The sequence below is a fragment of the Phocaeicola sp. RTP21359st1_B8_RTP21360_211022 genome (assembly GCF_040911965.1).
GTDB lineage: Bacteria > Bacteroidota > Bacteroidia > Bacteroidales > Bacteroidaceae > Phocaeicola > Phocaeicola vulgatus.
The window spans coordinates 195719-211174 of sequence record NZ_JBDFXP010000001.1 but is presented as its reverse complement, the minus strand read 5'-3'; the positions used below and the strand labels follow the sequence as shown (position 1 = coordinate 211174).

General features: G+C 40.3%; 9 protein-coding genes. 4 read left to right on the top strand and 5 right to left on the bottom strand.

Annotated features, from left to right (window positions below; genetic code table 11):
* Positions 1–8: 8 nt before the first annotated feature.
* The 3 genes from AB5062_RS00725 to AB5062_RS00715 form a co-directional block, all read right to left on the bottom strand.
* Positions 9–3536, bottom strand: a complete 3528-nt coding sequence (locus AB5062_RS00725; protein ID WP_057098772.1) for a TonB-dependent receptor — start codon at positions 3534–3536, stop codon at positions 9–11.
* Between the two features lie 64 nt (positions 3537–3600).
* Positions 3601–4611 (bottom strand): FecR family protein, encoded by a 1011-nt coding sequence (locus AB5062_RS00720; protein ID WP_007847886.1) that lies wholly within the window; start codon positions 4609–4611, stop codon positions 3601–3603.
* Positions 4612–4699: 88 nt separating this feature from the next.
* On the bottom strand, positions 4700–5287 hold the full coding sequence (locus AB5062_RS00715; RefSeq protein ID WP_005844047.1) for an RNA polymerase sigma-70 factor: 588 nt from the start codon (positions 5285–5287) through the stop codon (positions 4700–4702).
* Positions 5288–5465: 178 nt separating this feature from the next.
* Here AB5062_RS00715 and AB5062_RS00710 point away from each other — a divergent pair, with 178 nt between their 5' ends.
* The 3 genes from AB5062_RS00710 to AB5062_RS00700 all read left to right on the top strand — a co-directional run bounded on the left by AB5062_RS00710 (position 5466) and on the right by AB5062_RS00700 (position 12801).
* Positions 5466–8690 (top strand): S41 family peptidase, encoded by a 3225-nt coding sequence (locus AB5062_RS00710; RefSeq protein WP_005844049.1) that lies wholly within the window; start codon positions 5466–5468, stop codon positions 8688–8690.
* A 298-nt stretch (positions 8691–8988) separates the two neighbouring features.
* A complete protein-coding gene (gene leuS, locus AB5062_RS00705; RefSeq protein ID WP_005844051.1) occupies positions 8989–11823 on the top strand; it encodes a leucine--tRNA ligase in 2835 nt (944 codons plus the stop codon).
* Positions 11824–11904: 81 nt separating this feature from the next.
* Positions 11905–12801, top strand: a complete 897-nt coding sequence (locus AB5062_RS00700) for a YitT family protein (protein ID WP_005849962.1) — start codon at positions 11905–11907, stop codon at positions 12799–12801.
* Between the two features lie 98 nt (positions 12802–12899).
* On the opposite strand, the gene AB5062_RS00695 is transcribed toward AB5062_RS00700, so the two are convergent.
* Positions 12900–13427, bottom strand: a complete 528-nt coding sequence (locus AB5062_RS00695; protein WP_005844055.1) for a GNAT family N-acetyltransferase — start codon at positions 13425–13427, stop codon at positions 12900–12902.
* A 159-nt stretch (positions 13428–13586) separates the two neighbouring features.
* On the opposite strand from AB5062_RS00695, the gene AB5062_RS00690 reads away from it, so the two are divergent.
* Positions 13587–14168, top strand: a complete 582-nt coding sequence (locus AB5062_RS00690; RefSeq protein WP_005844057.1) for a non-canonical purine NTP diphosphatase — start codon at positions 13587–13589, stop codon at positions 14166–14168.
* A gap of 254 nt (positions 14169–14422) precedes the next feature.
* On the opposite strand, the gene nadA is transcribed toward AB5062_RS00690, so the two are convergent.
* Positions 14423–15415, bottom strand: coding sequence for a quinolinate synthase NadA (gene nadA / locus AB5062_RS00685; protein WP_130084984.1), 993 nt, complete (start codon positions 15413–15415; stop codon positions 14423–14425).
* Between the last annotated feature and the right edge of the window lie 41 nt (positions 15416–15456).

The window sequence follows — 15456 nt, the reverse complement described above, 5'->3', positions numbered from 1 at the left end:
TTTAAGGTTTATAATGTAAGATTAAGCCCAAAGGATACTGTGCGGAATGCGGGATAATCCCATTTCAGCGTTTCCGGGTCGATACCCTTTGGCAATGATGAGAGCGTTGCCAGATTTTCTACACTGACAAAAGCACGTAACTGCGACAAAGATATTTTGGTAATCCATGCTTTGGGGAATGTATATGACAAAGTAACATTCTTGATACGCAGATAAGAAGCATCGGACAAGTACTTGTCTGACTGGCGGTAATTAGAGCCTTGGTTACCATAGTTGCCATAAATACGTGGGAACTCAGCATTAGGATTAACTGCTGTGTAATCACCATTGGCAGCATCTACCGGTTGCCAGTAATCACCCAAACCTTTATATAAAGGAATAAACTTAAAGTCAGAATATAATGGGAAAGTCAATGTATTGGCAATCCATTTATCGCGTTTACCGGTTCCTTGCAAAAAGGCACTCAAATCAAAACCTTTATAGTTTAATCCTAGATTAATACCATAAAGATAACGAGGAGTTTCATTACCAATCACTTTACGGTCGCCCGGATTATTCAACGTATTGTTGCCGCTGGAAATCATATTTGTCCCTCTTTCATCATCCATTAAGTTCTTGAACTTCACATCACCCGGACGAGGATTATAGCCATCTATGCTTGGAACGCCATCCTTTAATTTCCATGAAGAAGTATCGACAAAATCGTCTACGGTATAATAACCATCTGTTTCATATCCCCAGATTTCGCCTAATTCCTTACCTTTATAAAACTCCCAAAATGTATATGTTCCACCCGTCAGCGCATTCGTCTTTTGGCTGCTTAATATGTAGGATGAGTTACTGTCATACTTCACAATCTTTGACTTGCTGTCGGACAGGTTGAAACCGACTCGGTAGCTCACCTTTCCAATCTGGTCGCGCCAATTGAAACTCAGTTCCCAGCCACGTGTACGCATATCTGCCGTATTCTGATAAGGAGCATCCGCACCTACTACAGCAGGCAATTGCACACCCGGAGCAAGCATGCCGTTCGTATTACGCTGATACCAGTCAAAAGTACCTGTAAAGCGATTACTGAACATAGAGAAATCAATACCGATGTCTAATGTCCCTACCTTTTCCCAAGTAAAGTTACGACTTACCAATGAAGGAATAGAAGTAATAGCGGTTACATAATTACCATTGGATATCCAACCATTGTATTTATTATTCACCGCCATAGTTGGAATAAACGAATAAGCAGGCACGTTCTGGTTACCAATCATACCATAAGAAGCACGTAGCTTCAAAGAACCTAACCAATTCTGAGTACTTTCCATGAATTTTTCCTGTGCAATGTTCCAACCGGCCGAAACAGAGGGGAAGAAACCGTAACGTGATTCTTTAGAAAACTTAGAAGAACCGTCATAACGTCCGTTTACTTCCAGCAAATATTTATCCTGATAGTTGTAATTCACACGGAAGAATCCGCCGCGAACAGAAAACTCATTATACTTGTCCGTAGCTTTCAATGTAGATGTACCCGAACCCAATGAAGGCACCTCAATAACAGCTTGTCCATAGGATAAAGCCTCCATTGTTTCCTGATAACTGGATTCTTGATTGAAACCTGCCATTATCTTAAACTGATGATTACCCAATGAGAAATCATAAGTACCATACAAGTTGATTGAGTTATAGTCGGTATATCTTTTCTTTTTTTGTAGATAGTCATTGGTCGGAGTCGTGTCTTTACCACCTTGCACAGTAGTATATACCACACTTCCCGTATACCAGCTATAATCATATATATTCTTGTCGAAAGTATATTCAAATGCTATTTCAAATCCCTTTAATGGCTTCAATATAGACTTCAGGAAAATACGAGGATTGTCATACAATGTTTTTTCTGGATTGGACCAACGTATCTGATTGGACGGAGTAAAGAAAGGTAATCCATCGCCTGCAGCAGAAATACCTTCCGGCATATTGCCTTCCGGATAGAAAGAAGCAAGACGAGTACTGTAAACAGCGCCCAAAGCAGACTTTGGCTCCATTCTTTTACTATGTGCATAGCTAAAAGTGGCTTCCTGAGTAAACCATTTTGTAACATTGGCAGATATAAATCCACTGACATTCATTCGTCTGTATTTATCCTTGTCAGTAATCAGCACACCGTCATTATCAATAAATCCGGCAGAAAGACGATAACGGAGCTTATCAGTACCACCTGTCATTGATATATTATGTGTATGCTGGAAACTAGTCTCAAGCATGTTCTTCACCAAGTCCTTTTCATTCATATAATAAACAGCCCCATCCGTATCTTTAAAGATACCATCGCCGACAGTAGGAATAGAAGACGGATTATTACGATATTGCTCCAAATATCCCATCCATTTGCTTACACTAGGCGAACCCATTGTCCAGAATTGATCTCCGGCTGCATCAGAATAGGCCTGCAAATATTCCATCAACGGTGCCTGTTCTGGCAAATTCATGGCAGTTGCAAAGGCAAAGTTATTATTATAATTCAGTTGGAAAGAAGTTTCTCCTTTCGGACGTTTGGTAGTAACCAAAATTACACCACCGGCAGCACGGGCACCATAAATGGCAGCTGAAGCAGCATCTTTCAACACTGTAACCGTTTCAATATCCTCAGGATTAACCATATCCAAGTCTCCTTCCACATTGTCAATTAAAATCAAAGGCTTGATAGCACTACCATAAGAACCATCATCATTTTTAATACCTACAGAATAAGCGCCACGAATCTGGAATGACTTACTTTTACCTGGAGCATTGCCATCACTAGACACAAACAAGCCGGGAACCGTACCTTGCAATGCATCAGCAGCTTGTGACAAAGGACGATTGCCTATCACTTCATCCATCTTGACCGAGGCAACGGCTCCTGTCAGGTTTGCTTTTTTCTGCGAACCGTATCCCACTACCACCACTTCATCTAAAGTTTCAGTGTCCTCACGTAATACCACCTGAATAGTTTTTGTATCACGTACAGTTACCTCTTGAGATTTATAACCAATATAACTGATTTGTAACTTCACAGGAAATTCAGAAACTTCTAAAGAAAATTTTCCATCAAAATCTGTGATACACCCGTTAGTAGATCCCATTACCACAACAGAAGCACCAATAACTGGTTCTTTTGCCACATCCATAACCAATCCGGTAATTGCATTTTGTCTTGATTGCTGGGGTTTATAAACAGAAATATGCTCCCCTTCCACTTTATAACGGATATTTTTCCCTACAAACAACATCTCAAGCACCTCTTCCACACTTTTATTTTTAACATCAATAGATACTTTCTCATTCATATTAATATCATTATTACGAACAAGGAAAGAGTAGCCGGTCTGTTTTTCAATCTCATAAAAAACCCGACTCAAAGCCACTGAACGCTGTTGTATAGAAAGTTTTGCCTCCTGAATAGGCAATGCGGCCATAGTGACATTTCCCCATAGTAGAAATGAAACTATCCATACAAGAGAGAGGCAATGCCCCCTACGAACTTTACAAAAGTTTTTTTTCATACTTAGAATTTTTAGTTAACAATTATTTAAGCATGTACTTTTCACAGTACTTTTTATCTATCAGTTACCGGTCTGTAATAACTATTGTTTTTCCTTTCTTTCTCCACATAAACTTATTATCCACATCTAAATAAGAAAGAATTTCATCCAAAGTCAGATTCGTATCTATACTTCCTGAAAAATATTCAGTATACACTTTCCGAGACTGCACAAGTATCTGTACATCATATTTTTTCCCGATTGTTTTCAAAATATCAAATAACTTTTCATTAACAAATACCAGTCTTCCTGTAGTCCATGCTGCTTGAGATACCGCATCTATCTTTCTCATAGACAATACCTTATCATTTTTATTATAAACAGCTTGCTCATCAGGAGAAAGAAGAATATTCTTTTTAGCATCTGAAGTAGTGTAAACATTCACACTACCTTCCACAAGGCTCACTTTTATTTCCGCATCATCAGGATAAGAAGCCACATTAAATGTTGTACCTAATACTTTTATATTCAATTCCCCCGTATGAACAATAAAAGGCTTGAGCATATTTCTAGAAACTTTGAAATAAGCCTCACCTGAAAGAAAAACTTTCCGGTCAGTCCGCTGCTGCAAAGAAACATCATACTTTAAAACCGTCCCCCCATTCAGAAAAACAATGGTACTATCAGGCAATAATAATTTCGAACTGGCCCCCTGGGGAACCTCAATCTGACAATAAGAAGGAGTAAGAACTTCTGGACTAGACGAATGATATAAATAAAAGAATGTTATACTACAACCAATCAGTAAAGTCCATATAGCAACGCTTCTCCAAACGCTTATTTTACGGAAAAAAGAATGTTTACGAGAAGAATAGAAATTCAATGTATCACACAATTGCTCAAAGTTTTGCTCTTTCCTGCGTGCAAACCAAGAAGAGGATGCCAATGCATAAGAACGGGCTATTTCACGATATTTTTCGCGACAAGCATTCTCTCTTTTCAGTAATATAGTTAGTTTCTGCATATCTTCAGACGAGATTTCGCCTTTCAGATAATCCAGCATTATTCGTTCAAATTCATCTATTTGGCTGTTCATTTTATATCTTTGGAATTATCTACTATAGATAATACACAAGCAACAGACAAAACATTTAAGCCAAAAACAGATTTTTTTCATTCTTTTTTTAGAAAAGAAAAAATAATAGAATCCCTACTCTAGATCCCACCTTTTCTCTTATTTTATCCATGGCATTTTTTACATGTACTCTGACTGTATTGACTGAAATATTATTTTTATCTGCAATCTCTTGAGGAGTCAGATTGGAATAAAGATATTGCTCAAAAATGAACCTGCATTTATCAGGCAAGGAAGACACTATATTTTGGACTGATTTTTCCAAATCAGCTAATTCCATTTCTTGCAAAGGCGAACACTCGGAAGCACAAAATTCTTCTTGATACTCAAGTAATGCTTCACGGTATTCATCTATAATTCTTTCACGGCTGTGAAGCGAACGGAGGTAATTCAAACACCCGTTCTGAATAGCACGTATCAAATAAGCATGAATAGGAAAAGATAACTCACCACGCCTATACCATATTTTAGCAAAAGTTTCATTAACTATATCTTGCGCTTCCACAGGGTTAAAGATATAAGAATTAGCACAAGCACAGAGATAGACAAAATAGCTATTATATAAAACCTCAAAAGCTTTTTCTTCTCCTTTGTTTATTCTTTCAATCAAATCTTTATCTACTATACTTGCATCCATCTTTATTAAGACTATTAATATTGCAAATATAGCATTTCTTAAAAACATCATGCCAATAAAACTATTTCTTATTAAAAAACTCTAGTAATAATCAACTGAAAAAAGAAATAAGTTCCAGCTCATAATCTGAAGAATAATACCTAACTTTGTTTCCGACGAAAATCAAACCCTAAATAAAATGAACAAAAAGCTATTATTCTCCCTGTTACTGGCAGGAACAGCTTTCACCGGACATGCCGATGAGGCTAGGTTACTCCGTTTCCCCGCTACCAATGGCTCCGACATTGTCTTTTCTTACGCCGGAGATCTGTACAAAGCACCTTTGAATGGAGGAGAAGCACAAAAGCTGACTTCTCATATCGGTTATGAAATGTTCGCACGTTTTTCTCCGGATGGAAAATCAATTGCTTTCACCGGTCAATATGACGGTAACACTGAAGTATATCTGATTCCAACCGATGGAGGCGAACCCCAACGGCTTACCTATACAGCAACAAACAGCCGGGATGACTTAGGAGACCGAATGGGTCCCAATAACATTGTAATGACTTGGACACCAGATGGAAAAAACATAGTCTACCGCAATCGTATCAGTGACGGTTTCGATGGCAAGCTATGGAGTATATCGAAAAACGGAGGAATGTCAGAAGTGATTCCATTACCCGAAGGAGGTTTTTGCAGCTATTCCCCCGATGGAAAAAAGCTGGCTTACAACCGGGTTATGCGAGAATTCCGTAATTGGAAATATTATCGCGGTGGCATGGCAGATGACATTTGGATTTATGATCCGGCTGCCAAGAAAGTAGAGAATATCACCAATAATATTGCACAAGATATTATCCCTATGTGGATAGGAGAGGAAATCTACTTTATTTCCGATCGGGATCGCACCATGAATATCTTTGTTTATAATATCCGGACCAAACAAACTGAAAAAGTAACCCACTATACGGATTATGATGTAAAATTCCCCAGCAGTAACGGACAAATTATTGTCTACGAACATGGAGGATACCTCTATAAACTGGATCCTAAAACGCGCAAATCAGAAAAAATCTCCATCACGCTGACTTCAGACAATATCTATGCCCGAAAAGAAATGAAACGGGTAGCAGATAACCTGACTGCCGCCAGTCTTTCACCGGATGGGCACCGCCTGGCAGTAACTGCCCGCGGAGAGGTATTCGATGTTCCTGCCGAAAAAGGGGTAACCCGTGATATCACCCGCACCCCGGGAGCCAATGAACGGGAAGGGGAATGGAGTCCGAACGGTAAACAAATAGCCTATATCAGTGACCGTACCGGTGAAACTGAAATCTGGCTGCAATCTATCGAAGGGGGTGATCCCATCCAACTGACCCAAAACAATGATACTTATATCCGCCAACTGATGTGGAGCCCGGACAGCAAGAAAATACTTTATACCGACCGTAAAAACCGTATCGTAGAAGTTGATATTGCCTCAAAAGCGAAACGGACTGTCATGCAGAATCCGGAAGGAGAGTTCTATGAAGTAAACTATTCACCAGACAGCCAGTGGATTACCTATACTAAATCCGGAGCTAATAACATGAGTGTCATTTATGTATACCATCTGACTTCAGGTAAGGAATATCCGGTAACCGAAAAATGGTACAATTCTTCTTCACCTGTTTTCAGCACAGATGGAAAATACCTCATATTCAGTTCCGAAAGAGATTTTAATCCCATTTACAGCCAGACAGAGTGGAACCATGCCTATAATCGTATGGGAGGAGTCTATATGGCCATGCTCGCCAATGATACGCCATCACCTTTATTACCTTCGGATGAAATGGTCAGCATAGAACAACAGGCAACTGATGCTGTCAATAAAAAAACGGAAGCCACAAATAATGCAGTTAAAATTGATCCGGAAGGCTTGCCCGGAAGACTGATTAAACTGCCTTTACAAGCAGGTAACTACGATAATTTCTATTCAGACGGTAAAAAAGTGTGGTATGCCAGTGGTAGAAGTACCAAAGTATATGATTTGACCGAACAAAAAGAAGAAACCGTGGCCGAAGGAGCATATATGGATGTAGCTGCCAATCATAGGAAAGCATTGTTCTTTAAAGGAAATAATCTGTATATCTGTGATTTTCCATGCACTAAAGCCTCATTGGAAGAGAACGTCAACTTGGACGACATGATTGCTCCCATTGACTACAGTCAGGAATGGGCTCAGATATTCGATGAAACATGGCGGGCTTTCCGTGACGGATTCTATCTGGAAAATATGCATGGAGCAGACTGGAATGCGATTAAAGAAAAATATGCTGTATTAGTTCCCCATGCAAAAACCCGTCTGGACTTGAACTATATCATCGGTGAGATGATTGCCGAGCTGGCTTGCGGACACGCTTATGTGAGTCCGGGTGAAATAAAAGGTCCCGAACGTATTCCAATGGGATTACTGGGAGCTGAACTGAGTCGTGACAAGGGTGGCTTCTACCGTATTGACAAAATTCTACCGGGTGCAATTTACAGTCAGAAACTGCGTTCTCCCCTTACAGAACCGGGTATCGGAGTAAAAGAAGGAGATTATATCACAGCTATTGATGGCATTTCAACAGCTACTGTTGATAACATTTACAGTCTGCTGGCAGGCAAAGCCAATGTCTTGACTGAACTAAGCATAAACCGTACCGCATCAAGTAAAGGAGCACGTAAAGTAGTCATTAAACCATTAGACAATGAATACCCATTGTATCATTATAACTGGGTACAGAATAATATCAAAAAAGTGGAAGAAGCAACTAATGGCCGTGTAGGCTATGTCTACATTCCCGATATGGGACCGGACGGCCTGAATGAATTCGCCCGCTACTTCTATCCCCAACTCGATAAAGAAGCCTTGATTATTGATGACCGTGCCAATGGAGGTGGTAATGTATCTCCAATGATTATCGAACGTTTGCTTCGTGAACCCTATCGCCTGACCATGCGTCGTGGATCAACTAAAATCGGTACCATTCCTGATGCAACACTAGTGGGGCCGAAAGTATTGCTGATCAATAAATACTCGGCTTCAGACGGTGACTTGTTCCCATGGAGTTTCAAGGCAAATAAGATCGGTAAAGTTATCGGTACTCGTACATGGGGTGGCATTGTCGGTATCAGTGGTCCGTTACCTTATATGGATGGTACGGATGTGCGTGTTCCGTTCTTTACCAATTATGATGCAAAGACCGGTCAATGGATAGTAGAAAATCATGGAGTGGACCCTGATATTCTGATTGATAATGATCCGGTAAAAGAACAGTCAGGTGAAGACCAGCAGTTGAATAAAGCTATTGAAGTAATTCTACAAGAGCTGAAGGATCGCAAACCGTTACCTTCTGTCCCGGCTCCGAGAACTTATAAAGATTTGGGAGTGGAATAAAAAGCCCGTAAATTAAACATATAAATGATGCAGCCGAAAGAACTATAATCTTTCGGCTGCATCATTATAAATCTTCTAATCTTACCGCCTATATATCGTACAATTGCTATTTGTACAAATAAATATAATAATTTTTGGAGGTATATATATTATATATTCCTCCAAAAAGTGTCATCAAAAAGAAATCTATATACATAACAAGAAGTTTTTTATTTCTGTTCTTTCCATATATCTCCCCGACTTTCATTATCTTTGCAATCACTTAATAACAAAGATATTAAATAACAAAAAATAGATCATGGAATACAATTTCAGAGAGATTGAAAAGAAATGGCAGCAAAGATGGGCAGAGAACCATACCTATCAAGTGACTGAAGACGAAAGCAAAAAGAAATTCTACGTATTGAATATGTTCCCTTATCCGTCGGGAGCCGGATTGCACGTAGGACATCCGTTGGGATACATAGCCAGTGATATTTACGCCCGTTACAAACGCTTGCAAGGTTTCAACGTGCTGAACCCGATGGGATATGACGCATATGGACTTCCTGCAGAACAATACGCTATACAAACCGGACAACACCCTGCCATCACCACTGTGAACAATATCAACCGCTATCGTGAACAGTTGGACAAAATCGGCTTCTCTTTTGATTGGAACCGTGAAGTACGTACTTGTGAACCAGGATATTACCATTGGACTCAGTGGGCTTTCCAACAAATGTTCAACAGCTATTATTGTAACGATACACAGCAGGCACGCCCCATCAGCGAACTAACGGAAGCATTTGCCCGATACGGCAACGAAGGACTGAATGCGGCTTGCAGCGAAGAACTCAGCTTTACAGCCGAAGAATGGAATGCCAAAAGCGAAAAAGAACAACAGGAAATCCTGATGAACTACCGCATTGCCTATTTGGGAGAAACCATGGTGAACTGGTGCCCGCAACTAGGAACTGTTCTTGCCAATGACGAAGTGGTGGATGGCGTTTCGGAACGCGGCGGTTTCCCCGTCGTTCAGAAAAAAATGCGCCAATGGTGTTTACGCGTATCGGCTTACGCACAACGGCTGCTGGACGGACTGGACACTGTGGACTGGACTGATTCACTGAAAGAAACACAGCGTAACTGGATTGGACGCTCGGAAGGTACGGAAGTACAATTCAAAGTGAAAGACAGTGATATTGAATTCACTATCTTTACTACCCGTGCAGATACCATGTTCGGTGTAACCTTCATGGTACTGGCGCCCGAAAGCGAACTGGTTCCCCAACTTACTACTGAAGCACAGAAAGCCGAAGTGGAAGCCTATCTGGACCGCACCAAGAAACGTACGGAACGTGAACGTATCGCCGACCGCCGCGTAACCGGTGTATTCAGTGGCTCATACGCCATCAATCCGTTTACCGGCGAGGCTGTTCCCGTATGGATCAGTGATTACGTATTGGCAGGTTATGGAACAGGCGCCATCATGGCGGTTCCTGCTCACGACAGCCGTGACTACGCTTTTGCAAAACATTTCAATCTGCCTATCGTTCCGTTGGTAGAAGGTTGTGATGTAAGTGAAGAAAGTTTCGATGCCAAAGAAGGTATTGTTTGCAACTCACCCCGCAAGGATGTCACTCCTTATTGTGACCTTTCTTTAAACGGACTGACCATCAAAGAAGCTATCGCAGCTACCAAAGAATATGTGAAAACCCACAATTTGGGACGCGTGAAAGTGAATTATCGTCTTCGTGACGCCATCTTCTCACGCCAGCGCTATTGGGGTGAACCGTTCCCTGTATATTACAAAAACGGTATGCCTTATATGATTGACTCATCTAAATTGCCGCTTGAACTTCCCGAAGTAGCTAAGTTCCTGCCAACCGAAACAGGCGAACCTCCATTGGGACATGCCACCAAGTGGGCTTGGGATGTAGAAAAAGGTGAAGTCGTGGAAAACAACTTGATTGACAACGTCACTATATTCCCGCTTGAACTGAATACCATGCCGGGCTTCGCAGGTTCATCCGCATACTATCTGCGCTATATGGACCCACACAACGCACAAGCACTAGTATCAGAAAAGGCAGATCATTACTGGCAAAATGTAGATCTCTATGTAGGCGGTACCGAACATGCTACGGGTCACTTGATTTATTCTCGTTTCTGGAACAAGTTCCTGCATGATCTGGGCGTAAGTATCAAGGAAGAACCATTCCAAAAATTAGTAAACCAAGGAATGATTCAGGGACGAAGCAATTTTGTATATCGCATCAAAGACACCAACACCTTTGTGTCATTGAACCTGAAAGACCAGTACGAAACCACTCCGCTGCATGTGGATGTGAATATTGTATCCAACGATATTCTGGATGTAGAAGCTTTCAAAGCATGGCGTCCTGAGTATAACGATGCTGAGTTTATCCTGGAAGATGGAAAATATATCTGCGGATGGGCGGTAGAGAAGATGAGTAAATCCATGTACAACGTAGTCAATCCGGATATGATTGTCGAGAAATACGGTGCCGACACGCTGCGTATGTACGAAATGTTCCTCGGTCCGGTAGAACAGTCCAAACCTTGGGATACCAATGGTATTGACGGTGTTCACCGTTTCTTGAAGAAACTGTGGAATCTGTTCTATAGCCGCACAGACGAATTCTTGCCTGTAGAGGGTGAACCGACTAAAGAAGAGTTGAAAGCAATTCATAAGCTGATTAAAAAGGTAACCGGAGATATTGAAACTTTCTCTTACAACACTTCTATCAGTGCATTCATGATTTGTGTAAACGAACTTACTTCATTGAAATGTCGCAATAAAGAGGTATTGAGCAATCTCATCATCCTGTTAGCTCCGTTCGCTCCACATTATGCAGAAGAACTTTGGGAAGCTCTGGGAAATACCACCAGCGTATGCGATGCACAATGGCCTGCATTCAATGAAGATTACCTGAAAGAAGACACTGTAAAATACACTATCTCTTTCAATGGCAAAGCACGTTTCACCATGGATTTCGCCGCTGATGCTGATAACAATACCATTCAGACAACAGTTATGGCAGATGAACAAGCCCAGAAATGGATTGAAGGAAAAACCCCGAAAAAGGTAATCATCGTTCCCAAAAAAATTGTAAACATCGTATTATAATCGATACTATCCTTGAGGTGTGTCAAAAGCAGTAACTTTTGACACACCTTTCTACTTACATTAAAAACAATCCTCATTACCATGGACCAAATATTAAAAATCAAACTAGGCAGAGAGGTAAAAGACTATTTATCCATTACCTTCGGACTGATTTGCTATGCACTGGGATGGGCGGCTTTCTTACTGCCTTATCAAATAACTACAGGCGGAGTAACCGGTATTTCAGCCATTATATATTATGTTACAGGCATTGAAATCCAGGTTTCTTATTTTATTATCAACGCTGTTTTCTTAGGTTTCGCATTAAAGATACTAGGACCTAAATTCAGCCTTAAAACCATTTATGCCATCTTTATGCTAACATTCCTATTATGGCTCTTTCAAGCATTATTGAAGAACCCGGATGGTACACTGCCGCAATTGTTAGGACCGGGACAAGAATTCATGGCTTGTGTAGTAGGTGCCGGCTTGCTGGGATTTGGTATCGGCATTGTTTTCTGCAATAATGGAAGTACCGGCGGAACGGATATCATTGCCTGGATTATCAATAAATATAAAGATGTAACCCTTGGCCGCATGATGATGTATTGTGATATTGTCATCATATCCTCCTGTTATTTCATATTCCATGACTGGAAACGGGTGTTGTTTGGTTTCTGTGTATTGTTTATTATGAGCATTGTGATTGATTATGTTATAAACAGTTCACGCCAATCCGTACAGTTCCTTATTTTCTCGCGTAAACATGATGAAATAGCCGAAGGAATCACCAAACAAATAGATCGTGGAGTTACCTTATTGGATGGTACAGGATGGTATAGCAAACAAGGAATCAAGGTCGTAGTGGTACTGGCAAAGAAAAGCCAGTCACTGGATATATTCCGATTGGTGAAAGATATTGATCCCAATGCATTTATATCACAAAGTAATGTGGTAGGAGTGTATGGCGAAGGATTCGACAAACTAAAAATAAAGTAACTAAAAAATAATCTCTTCCATTGCTTCACTGTTTCTGCATTGAAAAACAGAACGATGAAGCAATGATAAGATTACTACATATCGGTTAATCTATTTTCTCAAATTTCTATTTTATACAATATATGTCTGCATAACCAATGCCCTTGTTCCACCAAAGGATGATCGAACTCTTTTTCAAAATGCATTCCTATTTTCTGCATGACCCGTTCAGAGCGTTTATTGGGTATGGCAGTGAACGAATATACCGTTTTAAAAGGTAAATTATCACTCGCATAATCCAGACAGGCAGAAGCGGCTTCTGTGGCATATCCCTTTCCCCATGCATCCCGGCACAATCGCCAGCCTATTTCCACTCCGGGAGTAAAATCCGACTCGAAAGCAATATTATGAAAACCCACATAGCCTAGAAAATTCTGAGTTTCTTTACATTCTACAGCATACAAACCATAACCATATTCTTCAAATTCTTTCCGGATACGACAATAAAAAGCCATCGTCTCTTCCTCTGTCAAAGTAGTGAGAAAGAATTCCATTACTTCTTTATCACTGTTCATACGGACAAACGGAAGAATATCTTCTTCCTCCCAGTCCCGTAACAACAAATGAGGAGTTTCTATATATACCATACTATCAAGTATCAAATGATACCAACAAAAATAATCAAAAATTGAAAATACACATAGCAAACAAATTACTATTTACCTTTTCACCTATATTATTCTGTCAGGAATTATCTTACTTTGGTTCATTCTCAGTATCTTTGCATTCAATTAATATGATATAAAATGAAAAAGAAATTAGTATTTGCTACAAACAATGCTCATAAACTGGATGAAATATCCTCCATTCTAGGAGAAAAAGTTGAATTATTGAGTTTGAAAGATATCCATTGCCATGTTGATATCCCCGAAACTGCTGATACGTTGGAAGGCAATGCGATGCTGAAAGCGGAGTATATTTATAAAAACTACGGTTTAGACTGTTTTGCCGACGATACAGGCCTGGAAGTGGAAGCTTTGAATGGTGCTCCGGGTGTTTATTCCGCCCGTTATGCCGGAGGCGAAGGACACAATGCGGAAGCCAATATGCAAAAATTATTGCAGAATATGCAGGGAGTGCAAAATAGAAAAGCACAATTCCGCACAGCTATCTGCCTGATTCTGGATGGAAAGAAGCATTTGTTCGAAGGAATTGTAAAAGGTGAGATTATCAAAGAAAAACGAGGTTCGTCAGGTTTCGGATACGACCCTATCTTTGTGCCCGAAGGATATACTAAAACTTTTGCCGAACTAGGCAATGAGACGAAAAACAAAATCAGTCACCGTGCGCTGGCCGTAGAGAAACTTTGCCGGTTTCTGAAGGCGTAACTATATAAATTAGTTATATCATTTGTTTACCTCTATTGAGCCTCATAAAAACAAGTATTCTGTTTTCCTTTGAAAACAATTTTGACGGAATAATGATTTCCATGAGAACCATTATTCCGTCAAAACAAATCTTTAATGAAACAGAAATGTCACTCCTATTCCGATGATAAATCCTTTCCAGAAGAATTCCCCTTTACTTTTAAGAATAACAGAAACGTCTTTTATTAACCACATCTTGTTATCTTTTACAAAAGTCATAATCCCAGCTTCTCCGAAATTTCCAGCATCTTCTTGATAGGTTTCACTGCCTTCTCAGCTACCGCTTCATCCACTGTCACTTCCGGCCATTCATACTTTAACGTATTGTACAGCTTCTCCAGCGTATTCAGACGCATGAAATTACATTCATTGCAAGCGCAGGTACTGTCTTCGGGAGGAGCGGGAATAAAGTTCTTCTCAGGACATTTCTTACGCATCTCGTGCAAAATACCGCTTTCCGTAGCCACAATAAAGTCTTTTTTGTCACTGGCAATGGCATATTTCAACAATCCTGCCGTAGAAGCAACCTTGTCGGCCAGTTTGGAAACGGCTCCTTTACATTCGGGATGAACCAGAACAGCAGCGTCAGGATACTGTTTTTTCAACTCCAGTATTTTCTCCACAGAGAACTGTTCGTGCACATGGCAGGCACCATCCCAAAGCAACATATTGCGTCCTGTAATCGAATTGATATAATTACCCAAATTTCTATCCGGACCGAAAATAATCTTTTCATCTGCCGGAAAACTTTCTACGATCTGCTTGGCATTGGTAGAAGTGACCACCACATCGGTCACCGCTTTAACAGCCGCTGTAGTGTTAACATACGAAATCACTGTATAATCCGGATGCTCTTGAACAAATTTAGCAAACTCATCAGCAGGACAACTGTCGGCCAATGAACAGCCTGCATTCAAATCCGGTACCAGCACTTTTTTATCAGGACAAAGAATCTTAGCTGTTTCACCCATAAAGTGAACACCACACATCACAATGATATCCGCATCCGTTTTTGCCGCCCATTGTGCCAGTGCCAAGCTGTCACCTACAAAGTCGGCAATATCTTGTATTTCGCCCGACTGGTAATAGTGACCTAGGATAAGCGCATTCTTTTCCTTACGCAACTTATCAATTTCAGTTTTCAAATCCAGAGTTTTGTCTACCAGTTCGGTAACATACCCTTTTTTCAACCATTCCTCTTTATTCATTATATCTATATTTTTTCTCCTTCTTTCAAAAAAAGAAATAT